At 69.8% G+C, this 21,017-nt stretch carries 17 protein-coding genes; 2 read left to right on the plus strand and 15 right to left on the minus strand.

Translation table 11 applies throughout. The features are described 5' to 3' along the window. Positions 1–57 precede the first annotated feature (57 nt). The 4 genes from IFU30_RS09680 to hrcA are packed head-to-tail and all read right to left on the minus strand — an operon-like array spanning position 58 to position 3,399. On the minus strand, positions 58–411 hold the full coding sequence (locus tag IFU30_RS09680; protein ID WP_064293856.1) for an HIT domain-containing protein: 354 nt from the start codon (positions 409–411) through the stop codon (positions 58–60). A 50-nt stretch (positions 412–461) separates the two neighbouring features. Beyond that, positions 462–1,199, minus strand: coding sequence for a 16S rRNA (uracil(1498)-N(3))-methyltransferase (locus tag IFU30_RS09685; RefSeq protein ID WP_192005054.1), 738 nt, complete (start codon positions 1,197–1,199; stop codon positions 462–464). A 1-nt stretch (position 1,200) separates the two neighbouring features. Further along, entirely contained in the window at positions 1,201–2,322 is a 1,122-nt protein-coding gene (dnaJ, locus tag IFU30_RS09690) for a molecular chaperone DnaJ (RefSeq protein WP_064293629.1), read from the minus strand. Positions 2,323–2,376: 54 nt separating this feature from the next. Further along, positions 2,377–3,399 (minus strand): heat-inducible transcriptional repressor HrcA, encoded by a 1,023-nt coding sequence (gene hrcA, locus IFU30_RS09695; RefSeq protein WP_192005055.1) that lies wholly within the window; start codon positions 3,397–3,399, stop codon positions 2,377–2,379. Positions 3,400–3,615: 216 nt separating this feature from the next. Here hrcA and IFU30_RS20375 point away from each other — a divergent pair, with 216 nt between their 5' ends. Then, positions 3,616–4,173: a DUF4870 domain-containing protein gene (locus IFU30_RS20375; protein WP_234993956.1), complete on the plus strand. Its 558-nt coding sequence runs from the start codon at positions 3,616–3,618 to the stop codon at positions 4,171–4,173. Between the two features lie 69 nt (positions 4,174–4,242). Here the strand turns inward: IFU30_RS20375 and hemW are convergent, their stop codons facing one another. The 3 genes from hemW to lepA are packed head-to-tail and all read right to left on the minus strand — an operon-like array spanning position 4,243 to position 7,971. Continuing rightward, on the minus strand, positions 4,243–5,469 hold the full coding sequence (gene hemW / locus IFU30_RS09705) for a radical SAM family heme chaperone HemW (protein ID WP_079705747.1): 1,227 nt from the start codon (positions 5,467–5,469) through the stop codon (positions 4,243–4,245). A 10-nt stretch (positions 5,470–5,479) separates the two neighbouring features. Further along, entirely contained in the window at positions 5,480–6,124 is a 645-nt protein-coding gene (locus tag IFU30_RS20880) for a DUF1990 family protein (protein WP_192005056.1), read from the minus strand. Continuing rightward, on the minus strand, positions 6,121–7,971 hold the full coding sequence (lepA, locus tag IFU30_RS09715; RefSeq protein WP_079705746.1) for a translation elongation factor 4: 1,851 nt from the start codon (positions 7,969–7,971) through the stop codon (positions 6,121–6,123). Before lepA ends, IFU30_RS20880 begins: the two co-directional genes overlap by 4 nt. A 219-nt stretch (positions 7,972–8,190) precedes the next feature. On the opposite strand from lepA, the gene rpsT reads away from it, so the two are divergent. Then, positions 8,191–8,451, plus strand: coding sequence for a 30S ribosomal protein S20 (gene rpsT / locus IFU30_RS09720; RefSeq protein WP_064295571.1), 261 nt, complete (start codon positions 8,191–8,193; stop codon positions 8,449–8,451). Positions 8,452–8,629: 178 nt separating this feature from the next. On the opposite strand, the gene holA is transcribed toward rpsT, so the two are convergent. From holA to cydD, 8 genes are all read right to left on the minus strand, one after another. Next, positions 8,630–9,685, minus strand: coding sequence for a DNA polymerase III subunit delta (gene holA, locus IFU30_RS09725; RefSeq protein ID WP_192005057.1), 1,056 nt, complete (start codon positions 9,683–9,685; stop codon positions 8,630–8,632). 65 nt (positions 9,686–9,750) lie between these two features. Continuing rightward, positions 9,751–12,123: a ComEC/Rec2 family competence protein gene (locus IFU30_RS09730; RefSeq protein WP_192005058.1), complete on the minus strand. Its 2,373-nt coding sequence runs from the start codon at positions 12,121–12,123 to the stop codon at positions 9,751–9,753. Positions 12,124–12,170: 47 nt separating this feature from the next. Beyond that, positions 12,171–12,872: a helix-hairpin-helix domain-containing protein gene (locus tag IFU30_RS09735; RefSeq protein WP_249404747.1), complete on the minus strand. Its 702-nt coding sequence runs from the start codon at positions 12,870–12,872 to the stop codon at positions 12,171–12,173. A gap of 164 nt (positions 12,873–13,036) precedes the next feature. Further along, the gene (locus IFU30_RS09740; protein ID WP_192005059.1) at positions 13,037–13,456 is read right to left on the minus strand and encodes a hypothetical protein; all 420 of its coding nucleotides are present in this window, start codon (positions 13,454–13,456) and stop codon (positions 13,037–13,039) included. 152 nt (positions 13,457–13,608) lie between these two features. Further along, positions 13,609–16,170 (minus strand): leucine--tRNA ligase, encoded by a 2,562-nt coding sequence (leuS, locus tag IFU30_RS09745; RefSeq protein ID WP_085510711.1) that lies wholly within the window; start codon positions 16,168–16,170, stop codon positions 13,609–13,611. Positions 16,171–16,286: 116 nt separating this feature from the next. Further along, complete coding sequence (locus IFU30_RS09750; RefSeq protein WP_192005060.1) at positions 16,287–17,639, minus strand: anthranilate synthase component I family protein; 1,353 nt, start codon at positions 17,637–17,639, stop codon at positions 16,287–16,289. After that, the gene (gene cydC, locus IFU30_RS09755) at positions 17,639–19,309 is read right to left on the minus strand and encodes a thiol reductant ABC exporter subunit CydC (protein ID WP_192005061.1); all 1,671 of its coding nucleotides are present in this window, start codon (positions 19,307–19,309) and stop codon (positions 17,639–17,641) included. Before cydC ends, IFU30_RS09750 begins: the two co-directional genes overlap by 1 nt. Then, complete coding sequence (cydD, locus tag IFU30_RS09760; RefSeq protein WP_192005062.1) at positions 19,302–21,008, minus strand: thiol reductant ABC exporter subunit CydD; 1,707 nt, start codon at positions 21,006–21,008, stop codon at positions 19,302–19,304. The genes cydC and cydD overlap by 8 nt, the downstream gene beginning before the upstream one ends. Positions 21,009–21,017 lie beyond the last annotated feature (9 nt).

The raw sequence follows: 21,017 nt of genomic DNA on the forward strand, positions 1-21,017 counted from the left end.
AGGACGTGCTCGACCTCCTCCGTCCGCGCAGCGACGGAGCGGTCGGGGTTCGAGGACTCAGGCTCCGCCAAGGGTGCCCTCCTGCAGGGAACCGCCGAGGACATGCGCGTGCACGTGGAAGACCGTCTGCCCGGCGGACTCGCCGGTGTTGAAGACGAGTCGGAACTCGCCACCCGTGTGCTCCTTCGCAAGCGACGACGCCACCTCGACCATCTCAGCGAGCAAGGAGGGGTCGCCAGCGGCCAACTCCACGACGTCGCGGTACTCGGCGGTCTTCGGGACGACGAGGAGGTGCACGGGCGCCTGCGGTGCGATGTCGGCGAACGCGATCACCCGATCGGTCTCGGCGAGGAGGGTCGTCGGGATCTCCCCCGACACGATGCGGCTGAATACCGACGGTGCTTCACTCATGTCCACCAGTCTAAGGTTCGTGGCGGCCTCATGCGCGGGCTGGTGGATCGTCACCACCGACCGAGCAGCAGGTTGAGCGCGGCGATCGCCGCCGGTCCTGCCGTCGAGGTGCGCAGGACGCCCGAGCCGATCCGGACCTCGACGGCGCCGGCCGCTTCGAGCCGTTCGCGCTCCGCCGGCGAGATGCCGCCCTCCGGACCGACGACGAGCACGAGTTCCTCGGCGAGCAGGGCCGACGGGTCGAGCTCCGAGAGAGCGAGTGCCGCGCTGGGTTCGAGCACGAGGACGGTCCGGCCGGCGACGATCGACGCGAGTCCGCGGGTGTCGACGACCTCGGCCACCTCGGGGACCCGTGCGCGGATCGACTGCTTCGACGCCTCCCGCACGATGAGCTGCCAGCGCGCACGGCCCTTGACCGCTTTGTCGCCCTGCCATCTCGAGATGCTGCGCTCGGCGCCCCACGGGACGATCCGGTCGACACCCAGCTCGGTCGCCGCCTGGATGGCGAGTTCGTCGCGATCACCCTTGGCCAGCGCCTGCACGAGGACGAGCCCGGGACGGTTCTCCGGATGCACCACGACCGATTCGACGCGGATCTCCAACTCCCCCGGCTCGCTGCGCACGACCGGTCCGGTCGCGATCAGGCCCCGGCCGTTGCCGATCGACGTCGTCTCGCCGACCCGCAGCCGACTCACGGCGACGGCGTGCTTCGCCTCGGGCCCGCGGAGGGTCACCGAGTCGCCGACACCGGTCGATTCGAGATCCTCACGGAGGTACAGCGAACTCATCTCAACCGACGCCGTGGAAGCGGTCGCGGATCTTCGCGAACAGGCCCTGCTGGAACTGCGCGAGCGCCGGAGCACCCTGGCGTCGTCCCGAGGCGAAGCTCTTGATCAGCTCGCGTTCGCGGTGGTCGAGTTTCGTCGGCGTGACGACCTGGACGCCGATCTTGAGGTCGCCCCGGCTGTTCCCGCGGAGACGGGTGACACCGCGGTCCTTGACCGTGATGACCTCGGAGCTCTGCACGCCCGGCCGCAGCTCGACCTCGACGTCGCCGTCGAGCGCGTGGACGGTGACCTGGCGGCCGAGGATGGCGTCGGTCATCGGGACTTCGAGCGTGCACAACAGGTCGTCGCCGTCGCGGCTGAAGACGTCGTGGTGCTTGACCTTCATCTCGAGGTAGAGGTCGCCGTTCGGGCCGCCGGCCGGGCCGACCTCGCCGCTCCCCGGCATCTGCAGACGCAGACCGGTGTCGACGCCGGCCGGGATGTCGACCGAGACGGTGCGGCGGGCACGGAGCCGACCCTGACCCTGGCAGGTGACGCACGGGGTCGCGATGATCGTGCCGTAGCCGCGGCAGGTGCCGCAGGGCGCCGACGTCATGACGTTGCCGAGCAGCGAGCGGACGGCCCGCTGGATGGAGCCGGTGCCGTGACAGATGTCGCAGGTCACCGGTGAGGTGCCGGGCTGGCAGCAGGAGCCGTTGCAGGTGCTGCAGAGCACGGCGGTGTCGACCTCGAGGTCGCGGTGGGTGCCGAAGATGACCTCGTCGAGGTCGAGCTCGACGCGCAACAGGGCGTCCTCCCCGCGTGCGCGACGGGACTTGGGTCCGCGCTGCTGGCCGCCACCGCCGAAGAAGGTGTCGAAGATGTCGCCGAAGCCGCCGAACCCGGCGTCGCCGCCACCGAACCCACCAGCCTGCGGACCGAGGTCGTACTGCTGGCGCTGCTTGGGGTCGCTCAGCACGTCGTAGGCGTGCGTGACCTCCTTGAACCGTTCCGAGGCGTCGGAACCCGGGTTCACGTCGGGGTGCAGTTCGCGTGCGAGGCGGCGGTACGCCTTCTTGATCTCTTCGGGCGTCGCCTCCTTGGCGACACCGAGTGCTGCGTAGTGGTCGGGGTAGTCAGCCACTGAGGGCCTTTCGTTCGAGGTGCGGAAGGTGTTGGGGGACGCGACGAGGATGCGTCACTCGGCGTCGAGGATGCGCGAGAGGTACCTGGCGACGGCGCGGACCGCAGCCATGTTGCTCGCGTAGTCCATTCTCGTGGGGCCGAGGACGCCGAGCCGGGCGATTTCGCCACCAGAGGAACGGTAGTTCCCGGCGAGGACACTCGTGGTCTCGAGGCCGAACGACGCGTTCTCCCGCCCGATGCTGGCGACCACGCCGTCGCGCTCGGACTCCATCTCGCCGAAGAGCCGGAGCAGCACGACCTGCTGCTCGATGGCGTCCAGGACCGGATAGATGCTGCCGGGGAAGTCGTCCTCGGTGCGGGCGAGGTTGGCGGCGCCGGCCATGACGAGGCGGTCCTGGCGCTGCGCCGAGAGTTGCTCGCGCACCGCGTCGACGATGCGGACGGCCGCCGCGCGATCGAGGTCGGCGATGTCGGCTGGGACGTCGCCGATCGCGTCGTGGGCGTCGAGGAGTGGACGGCCCGCGACCGCCTCGTTGCACAGCGAGCGGAGCCGCGAGATGAGATCGTCGTCGACCGGGCTCTCCGTCTCGATGAGCCGCTGCTCGACGCGGCCGTTGTCGAGGATGATGACCGCGAGCACTCGGTTCGAGGTGACGCTCACCAACTCGAGATGCCGGACGCGTGCCCGGGAGAACATCGGGTACTGGACGAGCGCGACCTGGTTCGTCAGCTGCGAGAGCAGCCGCACCGTGCGGTGCAGGACCTCGTCGAGGTCGCCGGACGCGCCGAGGAAGGTCTCGATCGCCGTCCGTTGGGCGTTGTTCAGCGGACGGCGGTCGGCCAGGTGGTCGACGAACATCCGGTAACCCTTGTCGGTGGGCACCCGGCCGGAAGAGGTGTGGGGAGCTGCGATGAGCTCTTCGTCCTCGAGCTGCGCCATGTCGTTGCGGATGGTGGCTGCGGAGACCCCGAAGGAGTGGCGGTCGACGATCGTCTTGGAACCGACGGGCTCGCGCGAGGCGACGTAGTCCTGCACGATGACGCGGAGCACTTCGAGACCGCGATCCGACACCATCTCGATCTCCTCCCGTCATCCACCTCGGAGCGCCGACCATCAGCACTCGAAGACCCTGACTGCCAATCATATCGTGGCCTCCGCGCGGCCGTCCCTTGCGCGGCCCCGTGCCGCGGGAATACCGTTGGCCGCAGGCGTGGGTCCCTGATGAGCAACACCTGGTGCGATACGCTCAGCTGGACCAATTGAATATCACTCTCCGTGAAAGGTGCGAAGATGTCCGATCCGAACGCTCAGCCGCCCGTCGACCCAGCGAAGGGCGGGTCGGTTCCGCCTGCAGGAGACGGCGCGACGCCCCCTCCCGCAGCTCCGCAGCAGCCGCCCGCAGGCGCCTACCCGCCCCCGCCCGCCGGTGGCTACGCGCCGCCGCCGCCCGCTGCCGGCTCCTACCCGCCGCCGCCCGCAGGCGCCCCGCAGTACCAGCAGCCGTACGCCGCCGCTCAGCCCATGAGCCCGTCGGACGAGAAGCTCTGGTCGACGCTCATCCACATCGGTGGGATCTTCTTCGGATTCATCCCGCCGCTGATCGGCTACCTGGTCCTCAAGGACCGCGGCCCGTTCATCAAGGCGCACACGCTCACCGCGCTGAACTTCCAGCTGACGATGCTGATCGCGCTCGTGGTCGGCTCGATCCTGACGATCGTCGTCGTGGGTCTGTTCATCATCATCGCCGTCTACGTCGTGGTGATCGTGTTCAGCATCATCGCCGCGATCAAGGCGAACAAGGGCGAGCTGTACAGCTACCCGCTCACGATCCAGTTCATCAAGGCCTGATCCGTCGAGCCGCACGAGAACAGCCCCGTCCGGTCCGCCGGGCGGGGCTGTTCTGCGCCTCGGGCAGGGTCAGTCGCCGACCAGACGGCGGACGACCGCGTCGGCGAGGAGCCGTCCGCGGCGCGTGAGCTCCAGCCGTCCGAGCAGGGCCTGCCGTGCGTCGACCAGTTCCTCGGCGATGAGCCCGGCGACGGCCGTGCGAGCCTCGGGGGCGAGCGTCCGGATCGGGATGCCGTCCCGCGTGCGGGTGAGCAGCAGGATGCGTTCGAGTTCCCGCGTCTCGTCGTCCAGGGTCTCCCGGCCGGCGGCCGGCGACTCCCCCGCCGCGATCCGCTGGGCGTACGCCGCCGGGTGCTTGACGTTCCACCAGCGCACCCCGCCGACGTGACTGTGCGAGCCCGGGCCGACACCCCACCAGTCCTCGCCGGTCCAGTAGGAGAGGTTGTGCCGGGAGCGGTGCGTGTCGTCCGTCGCCCAGTTGCTGACCTCGTACCAGCCGTAGCCGGCCTCGGTGAGGAGATCGTCGGCGAGCTCGTACATATCGGCCTGCAGGTCTTCGTCGGGGGTCCCCACCACGCCCGAGCGGATCTGGCGCGCGAGTTTCGTTCCGGGTTCGACGATGAGCGAATAAGCCGACACGTGGTCCGGAGCGCAGGCGATCGCCGTCTCGAGTGAGACGCGCCAGTCGGCCAGGGTCTCCCCCGGCGTCCCGTAGATGAGGTCCAGGCTGACGCCGAGGCCGGCCTCGCGAGCCCACTGCACGACGAGCGGCACCCGAGCCGGATCGTGCGTGCGCTCGAGGGTGGCGAGCACGCTCGGCACGGCGGACTGCATCCCGAAGGACACCCGGGTGAATCCGGCTTCGGCGAGCGTGCGGAGGTAGGTGGCGTCGACGGAGTCGGGGTTGGCCTCGGTCGTCACTTCAGCGCCGGGAGCGAGGTCGAAGTTGTCCGTCACGCCTCGGAGCATGCGGACCAGGTCGTCAGCGGGGAGGAGGGTCGGCGTCCCGCCACCGAAGAACACGGTCGAGACCGGACGATCGGGGACGGTCGATGACGCCAGGACGGACTTGCCGAAGCGGAGTTCCGCGACCGCCTCGTCGGCGTAGTCAGACTGCTTCGCGCCGCGGAGCTCGGTCGCCGTGTAGGTGTTGAAGTCGCAGTAGCCGCATCGGACCCGGCAGAACGGGACGTGCAGGTAGACCCCGAAGTTGCGTTCGTGGGCACCGACGGCCGCCGTCTCCGGGAGGAGTCCGTCGGACGGGGCCGGATCGGCGAGTGGGAGGGCGCTCGGCACGGTCCGTCGCTCAGACGCCGCGCGACGGCAGGAGTGCGCGGAGGTAGGCGTCGTTCATGGTCTTGCGGCGGCGCTTGGAGCCGACGAGCTTCGCTGCACCCTTCGTCGGGCGGAAGAACGAGCGCACGACGATCCAGACGGAGTCGTCCTCGCGCTGCTCGATCGTGAAGGACTGCTCGCCGCTCTCCGGATCGCCCTCCATCGTGCCGATGGCCAGGCTCACGTGACCCGGCTCCTCGGTGACGGAGATGACGCGATGCGGCCCGACGAGCGGTTCCCCGCCGACGGTGCCGGCGAAGACGACCGTCGTGCCCGGCGTGATGAACGGCGTGCCGTCCTCGGCGAAGCGTTGCTCCTCGTGCGTCTCGATGGGTTCCAGCGGCGTACCGTCCTCGGCGAAGGCGATGCCGCCGTACTGCACGCCCGTGCCGGGGTGCACCTCGGAGATCTCCACGCCACTCGAGCGATGCAGCCCCCAGGTGAGGAGGGCGCTGCTCGCGAGGGCGAACCGCTCCTCGCCGCTCCCGAGGCGGAACTCGTCCTCCGACGGCACGTAACCCTCCGGCGGGTACTGCAGGAGGTCGGTCCGCTGGGTGGCACCGACGGCCGCGTAGTCGACCGCCTCGTCCTCGAACGAACTGCGTCGTGCGTTCACTTCTTGTCCTTCGTCTCCACGTCCCCGGAGAGCGCTGCGATGAACGCTTCCTGAGGCACCTCGACCTTGCCGACCATCTTCATCCGCTTCTTGCCCTCCTTCTGCTTCTCGAGGAGCTTGCGCTTGCGGGTGATGTCACCGCCGTAGCACTTGGCCAGGACGTCCTTGCGCATGGCACGGACCGACTCGCGGGCGATGATCCGCGCACCGATGGCGGCCTGGATCGGCACCTCGAACTGCTGGCGCGGGATGAGCTTCTTCAGGCGCTCGGTCATGAGCACGCCGTAGGCGTACGCCTTCTCGCGGTGGACGATGGCGCTGAACGCGTCGACCTGGTCGCCCTGCAGCAGGATGTCGACCTTCACGAGATCGGCGGCCTGCTGACCGGAGGGCTCGTAGTCGAGCGACGCGTACCCCTGCGTGCGGCTCTTCAGGTGGTCGAAGAAGTCGAAGACGATCTCACCGAGCGGCATCGTGTACCGCAGCTCGACGCGGTCCTCGCCGAGGTACTCCATGCCGAGCAGCGCACCTCGACGGCTCTGGCAGAGCTCCATGATGGTGCCCACGTAGTCCTTGGGGGCGAGGATGCCCACCTTGACCATCGGCTCCGACACCTCGAGGATCTTGCCGGAGGGGAACTCGCTGGGGTTCGTGACGGTGACGACCTGCTTGTCCTCCGTCTTCACCTCGTAGGTGACCGACGGCGCGGTGGCGATGAGGTCGAGGTCGAACTCGCGCTGCAACCGCTCGGTCACGATCTCGAGGTGGAGCAGGCCGAGGAAGCCGACGCGGAAGCCGAATCCGAGGGCGACGGAGGTCTCCGGCTCGTAGTTGAGCGAGGCGTCGGAGAGCTTCAGCTTGTCGAGCGCGTCGCGGAGGATCGGGTAGTCGCTGCCGTCGATCGGGTACAGACCGGAGAAGACCATCGGCTTCGGGTCGGTGTAGCCCGGGAGGGCGTCGGTCGCCGGCTTCACCGCGGTCGTGACGGTGTCGCCGACCTTCGACTGCCGGACGTCCTTCACGCCCGTGATGAGGTAGCCCACCTCACCGACGCCGAGGCCCTTCGTGGGCGTCGGTTCCGGCGAGCTGACGCCGATCTCGAGGAGGTCGTGCACCGCGCGCGTCGACATCATCTGGATGCGCTCGCGCGGACTCAGCTGGCCGTCGATCATGCGGACGTAGGTGACGACGCCACGGTAGGTGTCGTAGACGGAGTCGAAGATCATGGCGCGCGTGGGTGCGTCCGGGTCGCCCACGGGGTTCGGGATGCGCCCCACGACGCGGTCGAGGAGTTCCTCGACGCCCATACCGGTCTTGCCGGACACCCGCAGGACGTCTTCGGGCTTGCCGCCGATGAGGCTCGCGAGCTCCTTCGCGTACTTGTCGGGGTCTGCCGCCGGGAGGTCGATCTTGTTGAGCACCGGGATGATCTCGAGGTCGTTCTCGAGGGCGAGGTAGAGGTTCGCGAGCGTCTGCGCCTCGATACCCTGTGCCGCGTCGACGAGGAGGATCGCGCCCTCGCAGGCGGCGAGCGACCGCGAGACCTCGTAGGTGAAGTCGACGTGCCCGGGGGTGTCGATCATGTTGAGCGCGAAGGTCTCGCCATTGAGCGACCACGGCATGCGCACGGCCTGGCTCTTGATGGTGATGCCGCGCTCGCGCTCGATGTCCATGCGGTCGAGGTACTGCGCCCTCATGTCGCGGTCCGAGACGACGCCGGTGATCTGCAACATGCGGTCCGCCAGGGTCGACTTGCCGTGGTCGATGTGGGCGATGATGCAGAAGTTCCGGATGAACGCCGGGTCGGTCGATGCCGGCTCGAGGGCCTTCACTGCTTGGGGGCTCACGCGTTCCTCGGGGTCAGGGGTGGAATCGGGCAACCCTCATTGTCCCACGGCGGGGAGCACCCGTGCTGCGGTACCCTGGATTGCCAGAACTCAGCCCGACTGGTAATGTTGCCTGTTGGCTTGCGTGTGAGTTGAGACCACACGAGAACTCGCTCGAAGACGCCCTCTTCCGTCCGACGGCACCGAACATCATTTCCTCGAACCGAAAGTTGACCCAACGTGGCAAACATCAAGTCGCAGATCAAGCGCATCGGCACCAACAAGAAGGCCAACGAGCGCAACAAGGCCGTCAAGAGCCAGCTGAAGACCGCCATCCGCGCAACCCGTGAGGCCGTCGTCGCCGGCGACAAGGCTCAGGCTGAGTCCGCACTCAAGCTCGCCTCGAAGAAGCTCGACAAGGCCGTGAGCAAGGGCGTCATCCACGAGAACCAGGCAGCGAACCGCAAGTCGGCCATCGCCAAGCAGGTCAACGCGCTCTAAGCGACACCAGCTGCAAGGCCCCGGCGTTCCTCGGAACGTGCGGGGCCTTTCGCGTTCCCGGGGCATTCCGTTCCCTGAGCGCACACGGGTCCCTGAGCGCACACGGGTCCCTGAGCGCAAACGGGTCCCTGAGCTTGTCGAAGGGCATCCCGCCCGCCGCCACGGCCAGCTCGACGGGCTACCGCTCCGACAGATCGACCCCGCGTGCCGCGATGACGCCGACGAGCCGCTCGAGTGCGAACACCGGGTCGCGGCTCGCGCCCTTCACGCCGGCGTCGGTCTCTGCGAGCATCTGCACCACGCGGCCGATGCCGGCGTCCGTCCAACCGGACAGGTCCCGACGGGCGCGGTCGACCTGCCACGGTGCGAGGCCGAACTGCTGAGCGATCTGCCCGGACCCGCCGCGTGCCGACGACACCTTGGCCATCGTGCGGATCTTCATGGCGAACGCGGCGACGATCGGCACGGGGTCGGCACCCGAGTCGAGCGCCTGCCGCAGGGCGAGCAGCGCTTCCCCGTGTCGTCCGGCGATCGCGGCGTCGGCGACGTCGAACGCGCTCGTCTCGAGTCGACCGCCGTAGTACTTGTTGACCGTCTGCTCGGTGATCTCGTCGGACGCGTCGGCCATGAGCTGACTGCACGCGGCTGCGAGCTCGGCGAGGTCGTCGGAGAAGGCGCCGACGAGTGCACGGAGCGCCTGGGGCGTGATGCGACGACCCGCCGTCTTGAACTCCGCCGCGGCGAAGTCGGCCTTGTCGCTGTCCCGCTTGAGTTCGGTGCAGACGATCTCGACACCGCCACCGGTGCCTGAGCGGATGGCGTCGAGCAGCTTCTTGCCGCGCACGCCTCCGTTGTGCCGCAGCACGAGGTAGGCGCCCTCCGGCGGTGCTTCGAGATACCGGATGGCTTCGGTGAGGAACTGATCGGAGCACTTCTCGACCTGGCTGACGCGGACGAGCCGGGGCTCACCGAAGAGCGACGGGCTCGCGACCGTGAGCAGCTCGCCCGGGGCGTAGCTGTCGGCTGCGACGTCGTTGACCTCGAGCGAGGGGTCTTCGGAGACGAGGAAGTCGCGCAGCCGGCGGATCGCCCGATCGGCGAGGAAGGACTCCGTGCCGGACACCAACACGATCGGAGCCGGGCGGATCTCGGACCAGCCGAGCTGCGGGATCGCCGCCGAGGCCTTGGCCGCCGTCTTGGCCTTGCCGCGACCGGCGGAACGTGGTGCAGCCACAGCGGCTCCTCTCGACCGTCCGAGTCTACCGGCGACCGCCGACGCTAGGCGGGGCGGTCCGCGGCTCACCCGCCGCGCTCCGACCACACGCGGAACCCGCCGTCGTCGCCCGGGCCGAGGACGATGATGCCCGACTCGTCCGTGCGGAGGACCTCGGCCCCGGTGGCCTCGTACAGCTCGAGCGCCGAGCGCGTCGGATGCCCGTAGCCGTTGTCGGCCCCGACGGAGACGAGCGCAACGGTCGCACCGACCCGGCGCGCCAGGCGGTCACTCTGATCGGCGGAACCGTGATGCGACACCTTGACGATGTCGACCGCGTCCCCGAGCGCGTGCCGGCGGAGCAGCCCGTCCTGCGCTTCCTCACCGAGGTCGCCGAGCAGCAGCACCGATGCGGCGAGGAGGTCGAACCGGACCACCACGCTCGCGTCGTTCCCCGGTTCGACGCCACCTGCCGCGGGGTCCGGCCACAGGACGCGCCACGGCGCCGCGCTCTCCGGGACCCCCAGCACCCCCTGGTCCCCGGCGCTGGCCTGTCGCACCTCCGCACCGGCCGCTCGGAGCACTCGTGCGATGCGCTCGTCCTCCGGGTCGTCGACCGGCCCGAGCAGCACCTCGTCGACCCTGCCGACGACCGCGTCGAGGCCTCCGACGTGGTCGAGGTCGTAATGGGTGAGGACGAGCAGTTCGATGCGGGACACCCCGAGTTCGTCCAAGCACGCGCGGAGCGGTTCGGGGTCAGGCCCGACGTCGACCAGGGCGGTGGCGCCGCCCTGTCGCAGGAGGACCGCGTCTCCCTGACCGACGTCGCAGGCGGCGACGATCCAGTCGCCCGGCCGGTGCAGGGCCGGCCCGAGTCCGTCCCCGACCGCCCGACCGCACAGTGCCACGAGCGCCACGACAACCGCCACCCCGATCGTCCTCGACCACCTCGGGGGCAGGTCCCGACGGAACAGCAGGAGCGTGGCGATCAAGACGGTCGGCACGGTGACGAGCACGACGCCCAGCGGCCCCTCCGGCCACGGCACCCGCGCAGCAGGGACGCCCTCGAACCACCGGGCCACCGCTGCGATCCAGGTCGCCGGCACCCACCCGAGCCACGCGACGAGCCATGCGAGTGGTGGTGCGAACGGGACCAGCAGGCAGGCGAGCAGCCCGAGCATGGTCGCGGGCGCTGCGGCCGGGCCCGCGAGCAGGTTCGCGGGGACACCGCCGAGCTGGATCGCGGGGTCGAGGAGGACGAGCATCGGCTGGCAGGCGAGCTGGGCGGCTGCCGGGATCGCGATGAGGGCCGCGATCCCTCGCGGCAGCCACCTGCCCAGCAGGTCCGTGAGGGGTCCGCTCAGGAGCAGCAGACCACTGGTGGCGAGCACCGAGAGCCCGAACCCGTACTGCCCGGCCAGCCAAGGGTCGGCGACGAGGAGGACGACCACCGCCAACGACAGCGCGGCGAGGCCCCTGATCGGCCGCCCGAAGCCGCCCATCACCAGGACGAAGGCAGCCATGAGAGCCGCCCGCTGCACGCTCGGTTGGGGCGTCACGAGGACCACGAAGGCGACGAGGCACAGCAGGGCACACGAGATCCTGAGCTTCCGCCCGCCGCCGAGTGCCGCGACCGCGGTGCTGACGAGCCACACGATGACCGCACAGTTCGCTCCGGACACGGCCGTCAGATGCGAGAGTGAACTGCGCTGCATCGACTCCGTGACCGCGTCACTCACCTGACTCACATCGCCGATCGCGAGGCCGGGCAGCAGTTCCCCACCCGGGCCGGGCAAGGTGGACGCGAGCCCGACGAGGCCGGAACGGAACGACGCCGACCAGTCGAGGATCGCCGGCGGCTCCCCCAGCAGCTCGGGTTCCTCCCGTGCGAAGAGCAGCGCTGCCCGCGCATCACCCGGCGCGTTCCATCGGAGCGAGCCGTCGACGCGCCAGCGCTCGCCGATCCTCGGCGCCCGATCCGCCGGCACCGGCGCGAAGACGAGGACCGGGACCGAGAGACGCTCCAGGATCCTTTGGTCTCCACTGGCCGTCATGAGGTCGGCCGCGAAGCGGATGCCGGACCCCGTCGTGACCGAACCGGTGGGCACGGCGTCGCCGGTCACCGCGACCTCGGCATCCACTGGAGCGTTTCCGAGCGCTTGCAGCGCCTCCGGCTGCCGGTCGGGCGCGCGTGCGGCGATCGAGGCCGCGACCATGCCGAACAGTGCCGCGGCGCACGCGCAGAGCAGGAGTGTCGTGATGACGACAGACGCTGTCCGACGCTCCCCCGGGCGATACTCCGCATGGCGACACCGGACGACCGTGCTGCACCCGAGGCAGGCGGAGGCGACGAGGAACGCGACCAGTACCCCACCCCAGGCCAGCGTTGGAGCCGCACTGCAGACGGCCGCACCGACCCAGGAGACCGCCGCCGGGATGAGCAGGCGCGGGAACCGCATCGCGCTCTCACCTCGCCCGGATGTCGGTCCGGTGGCCGCGTCTGCGGTCACACCGTCGCCGCCGCGCGAAGCCCCTCGAGGGTCTTCGCGCCGATGCCTTCGACCGCGCTCAGGTCGTCGAGGGTGGCGAACGGTCCGTTCGCCTCCCGCCAGGCGACGATGCGTGCGGCCAGGGCCTCTCCGATCCGCGGGAGTGCGGTGAGTTCGGCCGCGGATGCCGTGTTCACGTTGACGAGCTGCGAGCCGGACGGACTCCCGGCAGCCGACCCGTTCGCGCCTCCGCCGGGTGGCACCTCGCCGACCACTGGGACGTACAGTTGCTCGCCGTCGTTCACGAACCGTGCGAGGTTCACGGCACCGGTGTCCGCTTCCGGTAGGAGGCCGCCGGCGGACGCTACCGCATCGAACGCACGTGATCCGTCCGGCAGCCGGTAGACACCAGGGGCCGCGACCGCTCCGAGGACATGGATGAACAGCTCCCCCGTCGCCGAGCCGGCGGGCGCGGTCGCTCCGGGAGTCGCTCCGGGAACGGGGCTCGCATCCGCCGACAGCTCCGCCCCACCGATCGTCCTGACCGCCCCGCCTGAGGTGAACAACGAGACGAGGATGGCGACGACGAGGGCCACGATCACCAGCACGACGACCGCCCCGGCACGGAACTCTGGGCGCGGTAGCTCACGCAGCAGGCGGCGTGTAGCCGAACGACTGGACGGCACCGGGTGGGACATGGGTTCCGGTTCGATGGTCATCCTCGAACGCTACGAGCCCGGACGCCCCGAACCACACGCTCACCGCCGCCGCGGGCACCGAACGCACCGCGACCACCCCTGTGGAGCGCGTTCGCCTGAGATGCAGGATTCAGCCAGCTCGCCGACCGCCTCGGCGTCGACCGGTCGTCTTCCGACCGAGGCGATCAGGCCGCTCTGGCCGCGTCGGCACGCTCTCGTGTCGAAGATCGCCCGAACCAGATCCACAGGGGCCGAGCCGTGGCGAGGATGAGCACCGCGAACAGGCTCTGATTGATGACGCCGAACCACGAGAGTCCGCCGAGCAGAACGAAGACGGTCCAGTTCACGGCGATGTCGGCGACGATCACCGTGATTCCGAGCACGATTCCGGCGCGCCGTCGAAGGATGATCAGCACAGCGGTGATGGGGTCCAAGACCGTGAGCGTCACCCAGAACAGCCGGACGCCGGGCGGGAAGCCGCCGTAGACGTCCAACCCGCCGAGGATCAGATCCGCGGTGTGCGTGGTCGTTCCGATCAGGAAGCCGATCACCCACAGGATCTGGAAGACGCGGAGCGTTCGTACTGATGGGGCGAGAGCGGGCACCCGGTCATGCTACCGAGGAAGCACAGGCAACCGGGCGGGACGCGATCCGAGAACACCCTGCCGTCGGATGGGACACGGAGTCCGACTCGATGATCGTGCCCGAGCGCTACGCGCGTGTTCGGGACGGGCCGCGGGGCCCGCCCCGAACCGCATCAGCCCTTCGTGGCGATGCTCACCACGCGCGGGGCACGCACCACGACGTTAACGATCTCGCGGTCGCCCACGGAACGCTGCACAGCCGCACTCGCGCGTGCGAGCTGCTCGAGTTCCTCGCCGGAGATCTTCGGCGACACCTCGAGCCGGTCGCGGACCTTGCCGTCGACCTGCACCACCGCGGTCACCTGGTCCTCGACCAACAGCGACCGGTCGGCCTTCCGCCACGGCACCAGCGAGATCGACGGCTGGTAGCCGAGCTTGGCCCACATGTCCTCGGCGGTGAACGGCGCGAAGAGGTCGAGCGCCATGGCCGTCACCTCGGCGGACTCACGCACGGCGGGGTCGCCCGCGCCGGGCCCGGCGTCGATCGCCTTCCGCGTCGCGTTGACGAGCTCCATGAGCCGTGCCACGACGACGTTGAACTTGCCCGCCTCGATGAGCCCGGGAGCTTCCGCGAGGAAGTGATGCGTGACCTTCCGCAGCTTCTCGTCGCCGTCCTTCCAGGCGACGTCGGGCGAGCTGGTGACGTCGTGCGCGACCCGCCAGGCGCGTGCCAGGAACTTGGCCGACCCGGCCGGCGAGACGTCCGCCCAGTCGATGTCGTCCTCCGGAGGACCGGCGAATGCCATCGTGACGCGCAGGGCGTCGGCGCCGTACGACCGCAGCTCCTGGGCGAACTCCACCAGGTTGCCCTTGCTCTTGCTCATCTTCGAACCGTCGAGGATGACCATGCCCTGGTTGAGGAGTGCGCTGAAGGGCTCGGTGAAGCCGACCTTGCCGAGGTCGAACAGGACCTTCGTGATGAACCGCGAGTAGAGCAGGTGCAGGATCGCGTGCTCGACACCGCCGACGTACTGGTCGACCGGCGCCCACTTGTCGGCCTCCTTCGGGTCGAACGCGATCTCGTCGGAGGTCGGGTTCAGGAACCGGAGGAAATACCACGAGCTGTCGACGAAGGTGTCCATCGTGTCGGAGTCGCGCTTCGCAGGCTTCCCGCACGACGGGCAGTCCACGTTGATCCAGTCCTCTGCCGCAGCGAGCGGGCTCATGCCCTTCGGACGCAGGTCGAGACCCGCGGCGTCCGGCAGCCGCACGGGGAGCTGGTCCTCGGGGACCGGCACCTCGCCACAGGCGTCGCAGTGGATGATCGGGATCGGCGTGCCCCAGTAGCGCTGTCGCGAGATGAGCCAGTCGCGGAGGCGGTAGTTCTTCGTCTTCGCGCCGAGGCCGCTCGACGCGAGTGCAGCCGTGACCTTCGGGATCGCGTTCGCCTTGCTCAGGCCGTCGAAGGGGCCGGAGTTCGTCAGGCGACCGTCGCCAGTCAGCGCGACACCCGTCTTGGCGGGATCGATCGACGGGAGGTCCTCCGGCAGCTCACCGTCGACGATGATCGGGATGGCACCGGTGACGGGCTGGGTGGTGTCCACCACGACGCGCACGGGCAGGTCGAACGCCCGCGCGAAGTCGAGGTCGCGCTGGTCGTGCGCAGGGACCGCCATGATCGCCCCGTGACCGTAGTCGGCCAGGACGTAGTCGGCCGCCCAGATCGGCAGGCGCTCGCCACTCAGCGGGTTGATCGCGTAGCGCTCGAGGAAGACGCCGGTCTTCTGGCGGTCGGTCGCGAGCCGCGCGATCTCGCTCTCACCCTTGACGCTGTCGAGGTAGGCCTGGAAGCGCCCCTTGACCTCGTCGGAGGTGTCGGCGACGAGCTCGGCTGCGAGCTCCGAGTCGGGCGCCACGACCATGAACGTCACGCCGTACAGCGTGTCGGGGCGGGTCGTGTACACGGAGACCGGCTCGGCACGACCCTCTATCGAGAACGAGACGTCCGCACCGTTGGATCGACCGATCCAGTTCCGCTGCATGCTGAGGACCTTGGCCGGCCAGGTGCCCTCGAGCTGGTTGAGGTCGTCGATCAGGCGGTCGGCGTAGTCGGTGATGCGGAAGTACCACTGGGTGAGCTTCTTCTTCGTCACCTCGGCGCCGCAGCGCTCGCAGTGTCCGTCGACGACCTGCTCGTTCGCGAGCACGGTCTGGTCGTTCGGGCACCAGTTGACGGGGCTCGCCTTACGGTACGCGAGGCCCTTCTCGAACAGCTGGAGGAACAGCCACTGGTTCCACCGGTAGTACTCGGGGTCGCTCGTGTGGAGCTCGCGGTCCCAGTCGAACGAGGGACCGTACTGGCGGAAGCTGGCCTTCTGCTGCGCGATGTTCGCGTAGGTCCACTCGCGCGGGTCGACGCCGCGCTGGATGGCAGCGTTCTCGGCGGGGAGACCGAACGAGTCCCAGCCGATCGGGTGCAGGACGTTGAAACCCTGGTGACGCCAGTACCGCGCGACGATGTCGCCGAAGCCGAACGCCTCGGCGTGACCCATGTGCAGGTCGCCCGAGGGGTACGGGAACATGTCGAGCACGTACTTGCGCGGACGTTTGTCGGCAGGGTCGCCTGCTGCGAAGGGCTTCAGCTCGTCCCAGACGGGAAGCCACTTCTCCTGGATCGCCTGGAAGTCGTACCGCTCGCCGTCTCGGCGGTCGTCGGTGTTGCGCTCGTCTGACACGTCACTCTCAATCACTGCAGGTGCTGGGGGTGGAAGCCCGTGGGCTGCTCGCACGGCGCTCGGCCGCAGGATGGACGGGCTGGAGCGCACGACGGCGCTCCGTCCAACGGTCAAGCCTACCGGGATTCGGCAGGCGGACGTCCGACGCCGAGTGCCGCCAGCGGGGCCGCCGCCTTGGTCCACGTCTCCTCGAGCTCCTCCCGGGCGTCGGACAGCGCCGTGATGCCACCACCCGTGCCGATCGACGCACCGTGCGGATCGATCACGATCGAGCGGATGACCATGGCGAGGTCCATCGATCCGTCCGCGGACAGCAGGCCGAAGGCGCCGGCGTACACCCCGCGCGGGCCCGCTTCGAGGTCGTACAGCAGTTCCATCGCCCGACGTTTCGGGGCCCCGGTCATCGATCCGGCCGGGAATGCGACCTCGACGACGTCGAGCGCGCCCAGCCCTGCGCGCAACCGTCCTTCGACGGTGCTGACGAGTTGGTGCACCTGCGGGTAGCTCTCGACGTGATGGAGAGCCGTGACCGCCACGGAACCCAGCTCGCAGACTCTGGAGAGGTCGTTCCGCATCAGATCGACGATCATGAGGTTCTCCGCGCGCTCCTTGGGACTCGCCAGCAGATCGGCGCGCCGGCGGGCGTCCTCCTCGGGATCGGCACCTCTCGGCCGGGTCCCCTTGATCGGCTTCGTCCGGACGCGGCCGTCGGGCCAGACCTCGAGGAACTGCTCCGGTGACGCGCTCGCGACACTGATCGAACCGAACCGGAGGAAGCCGCCGTGGTGCGTGGGGCTCGTCCTGCGCAGCCGCAGATAGGTCGCGAACGGGTCGTGGACCCCGTCGACGCGCAGGTGGTTCGTCAGGCACAGCTGGTAGGCGTCCCCACGGGTGATGTGCTCCTGGCACCGCTCGACGAGCCGCACGTATGCGGCATCGCTGTGACGGGGCGCGCAGACCCCGCCGGCCGCCTCGGCCACGGGAGGAGGCTCGGTCGCCCTACTCAATCGCTCGACGGTCGTCGCGATCCAGTCGGGATCGTCCGACGAGATCGTCACCGTCCGCGCCGCATGGTCGAACCGCACCTGGTCGTCGAGGCGCAGGAAGAGCGCGTCCGGGGAGGCCGCCGCGTGCGACGGAACCCCGACGAGCCCTGCCCCCGACTCGTAGCCGAACCACCCGACCCAATCGCCCGGGTCGCCCTCCGCACGCACGGTACGGAGGGCGTCGAGGATCGTCGTCCGGTCGACCGAGGCGGACACCGGGGTGATGCGCTCCACCGTGCCGAGCCGGACGTCCGCGACGAGGCGTTCGGTCCCGCGTCCGATGAGACTGACGCCGGTCCGGGAGCCCTGGCCCGAATCCAACCAGGCCGCCCAGGGTTCGTCAGCGAACACGCGTCGGTAGACGTCCTCGGGCTCGGACCAGGCCGGGAGGACGACCTGCCGGCGTGCTCCGGTGGATCGCATCAGCCGACGGCCGCGATCGGCGGCGCGACGATCCGGAGGCGACCGGTCACGAGGCTGTCGGGAACCGGCGTGTGGGAGATCACGATGACCGCACGACCCTCGGATCCCGCGACACCGAGCAGGTCCTCGAGCAGGGCGGTCGCGCGCTCGGGATCGACGTTGGCGGTCGGCTCGTCGAGCACGAGCACGGGGAACTCGCGGAGGAGCGCACGGGCGAGGGCGATGCGTTGCGCCTGCCCTCCGGAGACGAGCGCGCCGTGCTCCCCCACCGGGCGGTCGAGTCCGCCGCGCTCAGCGAGCCAGGACGAGAGCCCGACCCGCTCCAGCACGGCCTCGAGTTCAGCGTCGTCGGCCGTGTCCCTGGCGAAGAGGAGGTTCTGGCGGATGTCGGCGTCGAAGAGGAACGGACGCTGCTCGACGAGCCCGACCGACTCGCGCAGCGTGTCCGGGCGGAGGTCGCGTGCCTCGACGCCGCCGACGCGGTACCCACCCTCGTACTCGAGGAAGCGGACGAGGGCGTGCGCAAGGGTGGTCTTTCCGGCTCCGCTGTCGCCTTCGACGAGCAGCCGGTCGCCGGCCGACAGCCGGAAGCTGATCGGTGCGAGCGCCGCCGTCGTACTCCCGGGCCACCGCGCGCTGAGGTGCTCCGCCTCGAGCATGACGCCGTCGAAGGTCGGCGTGAGGATGCTGCCGGTGTCCTCGTCCGGGATCTCGTCGGGTCGATCGCTCGGGACCGCGTCCGCCACGCGCTCGGCGCTCGCGACCGCCTCCCGCCAAGCCCCGAACGCGAGGGGCACCATCGCGCAGACCTCGAACACGGCGAGCGGGACGAGGACGATCACGGTGAGCGCGGGGCCGCCGATCGTTCCCAGCGCCGGCATGCCTGCCCACAGCGCCGCGACGACGGACGCCCCGGAAGCCAGGGAGAGGACGGCGCCGGCAACCCCGGCGCCCGCGGCCCGCCGCACCATCGCACGTGTGAGTGCCGCGTCGGCATGTTCGATCCGTGCCCGTGCGGCGCCGACCGCGCCGTAAGCGGTCAGCACGTCGAGCCCGGTCACGAGTTCGAGCAGGGCTTCCGACAGCGCACCGCGCAGCGGCGCGAGTTCGCGTTCGGCGCGCGCCGCCACCCGACTCACGAGCAACCACGAGACGAGGAACGCCGCGACGAGGCAGACCGCGAGCGCGATCCCGGCGGCCGGGAGCAGCGCGGTCGTGAGGATGACGGAGGCTCCGGCGACGACACCCGACACCACCAGTGGTTGGACGACCCGCAACGGCACGTTCTGCAGCTCGTCCACATCGGTCACCAGGCGGGTGAGGAGGTCGCCCCGGCCGGTCAGCTGCAGTCCGTCGGGAGCCACCGGGATGACGCGTTCGATCATGCCGGCGCGCAGCTGCGCCAATTGACGGAATGCAGCATCGTGGCTGAGGATGCGTTCGAGGTACCGGAAGGACGCCCGGGCCAGCGCGAACGCGCGCACCCCGACGACGGCGACACCCAGCTCGACGATCGAGGGCTGCTCGGCGGCCTTCGTGATGAGGAACGCGCTCGAAGCGAGGAGGGCGACGGCGGCCCCCGCGGAGAGGATCCCGGCCAGGAGTCCAGGGACGAAGCGGCGCGCCGGCGGCTGCGCCAGTCGGATGATCAGTCGGACGCGCTCATCCATGGAGCATCACCTCGTCGTCCTGGACGCGTTCCGACCGCACGCGGATCTCGAGCACGGCATCCGCGTGTTCGACGATCGACGGTCGATGGGTGATGACGATGACGGCCGCCCCGGCCCGAGCGGCGTCGCGCGCGGCGTCGATGACGAGCGCCTCGGACGCGGCGTCGAGCGCCGAACTCGGTTCGTCGAGCAGCAGCACCGGCGTTCCGGCATCCGCCGGGGTGCGCCGCAGCCGGTAGAGGGCCCTCGCGATCGCGATCCGTTGCGCCTGCCCACCGCTCACGCCGTCGCCGACCGCGCCGATGGGGTGTCCGAGTGGCAGCGCGGACAGCCCGAGTGCCGACAACGCCTCGACGATGAGCACCTCGTCGGGTGCGTCATCGCCCAGCGCGACGTTGCTGCCGACCGTCCCCGCGATGAGGACCGGACGCTGCGGCGCCCACGACAGCCAGCGTCGTCCACCAGGCGTGGGCGACATGCGTCCTCCGTCGTGCAGGATCGATCCGGTGGCGTCCACGAATCCGAGGATCGCCGACGCCATGCTCGTCTTCCCGGCTCCGCTGGCGCCGACGACAGCCGTCACCACGCCGGCCGGGAACGTCGCGTCGAGGTCGTCCAACACCCGCAGCTCGTCGTATTGCACCCCGAGACCGTCGAGCACCAGGCCAGACGTCCGGCGAACGGAGTCGCCTGCTGTCGCCGGTGCGCCGAGCTGATCAGGAACGGACGGGGATTCGCGGACGGCCTTCGCCTCATCGAGGATCTCGAAGACCTCGTCGGCGGCGGTGACCCCCTCCGCGGCAGCGTGGTAGTTCGCGCCGACGTTCCGCAGTGGCAGGAAGGCCTCCGGGGCCAGGATCAGGACGAAGAGCCCCGTTCCGAGGAGGAGCGAGCCGTCGAGGAGCCGGAGGCCGATGCCGACCGCGACCACGGCGACGGCGAGACTCGACAGCAGTTCGAGGGCGAAGCCGCTCACGAACGAGAACCGCAGGACCTTCATGGTCTCGACGCGGTACTCCTCGGTGACGGTTCGGACCCGCTGTACCTGCCGGTGCTGCCGACCGAACAGCTTGAGGGTCGCCATGCCCGCGACGAGCTCGAGGAACCCGCGCGACAGATGGGCCAGGGTCTCCCACTGGCGCCGCTGCACCGCCTGGGTCGCGAATCCGATGAGGATCATGAAGACGGGGATCAGCGGGAGTGTCACGATCACCGTGATGCCGCTGAGCGGGTCCTGGATGAAGATCACCGCAGCGATGATCGGCATGGCGATCGCCGTGAGGATGAGCTGCGGGACATAGCGACCGAAGTACGCGTCCAGGGCGTCGAGCCCGCGGCCAGCCACGGTCGTCAGGGCGGCAGAGCTCCGACGCGAGACCCAACCCGGCCCGAGCGTCTCGAACGCGCCCGCGAGGGCCCGCCGCAACTGACTGCGGACGATCGCGGAGCCACGGGCGTTCACCGAGTCGGATGCCAGGACGGTCCCGGCACGCAGCACCACGATGCCGATCAGCAGCCAGAGCGACGGCAGGAGTTCCTCGACCGGATCCCCCGCGATCGACCGGGACACGAGCTGGGCCACGAACCAGGCGAACCCGAGCGTGCAGGCGGTCTGGACGAGCGCGATGACCGCGCCGAGTCCGAGGACCGACCGGGCTCCGCGGGCATAGCGGAGCAGTCGCGGATCGAGGGGGCGCACGATGACAGG

Source organism: Plantibacter sp. CFBP 8798, assembly GCF_014841195.1.
GTDB lineage: Bacteria > Actinomycetota > Actinomycetes > Actinomycetales > Microbacteriaceae > Plantibacter > Plantibacter auratus.

Excerpts from the sequence above, each read along its gene's own strand:
- IFU30_RS09680 (WP_064293856.1), bottom strand. The coding sequence starts at position 411 with ATGAGTGAAGCACCGTCGGTATTCAGCCGCATCGTGTCGGGGGAGATC.
- IFU30_RS09685 (WP_192005054.1), bottom strand. The coding sequence starts at position 1,199 with ATGAGTTCGCTGTACCTCCGTGAGGATCTCGAATCGACCGGTGTCGGC.
- hrcA (WP_192005055.1), bottom strand. The coding sequence starts at position 3,399 with ATGGTGTCGGATCGCGGTCTCGAAGTGCTCCGCGTCATCGTGCAGGAC.
- IFU30_RS20375 (WP_234993956.1), top strand. The coding sequence starts at position 3,616 with ATGTCCGATCCGAACGCTCAGCCGCCCGTCGACCCAGCGAAGGGCGGG.
- IFU30_RS09730 (WP_192005058.1), bottom strand. The coding sequence starts at position 12,123 with ATGCGGTTCCCGCGCCTGCTCATCCCGGCGGCGGTCTCCTGGGTCGGT.
- IFU30_RS09735 (WP_249404747.1), bottom strand. The coding sequence starts at position 12,872 with ATGACCATCGAACCGGAACCCATGTCCCACCCGGTGCCGTCCAGTCGT.
- IFU30_RS09750 (WP_192005060.1), bottom strand. The coding sequence starts at position 17,639 with ATGCGATCCACCGGAGCACGCCGGCAGGTCGTCCTCCCGGCCTGGTCC.
- cydC (WP_192005061.1), bottom strand. The coding sequence starts at position 19,309 with ATGGATGAGCGCGTCCGACTGATCATCCGACTGGCGCAGCCGCCGGCG.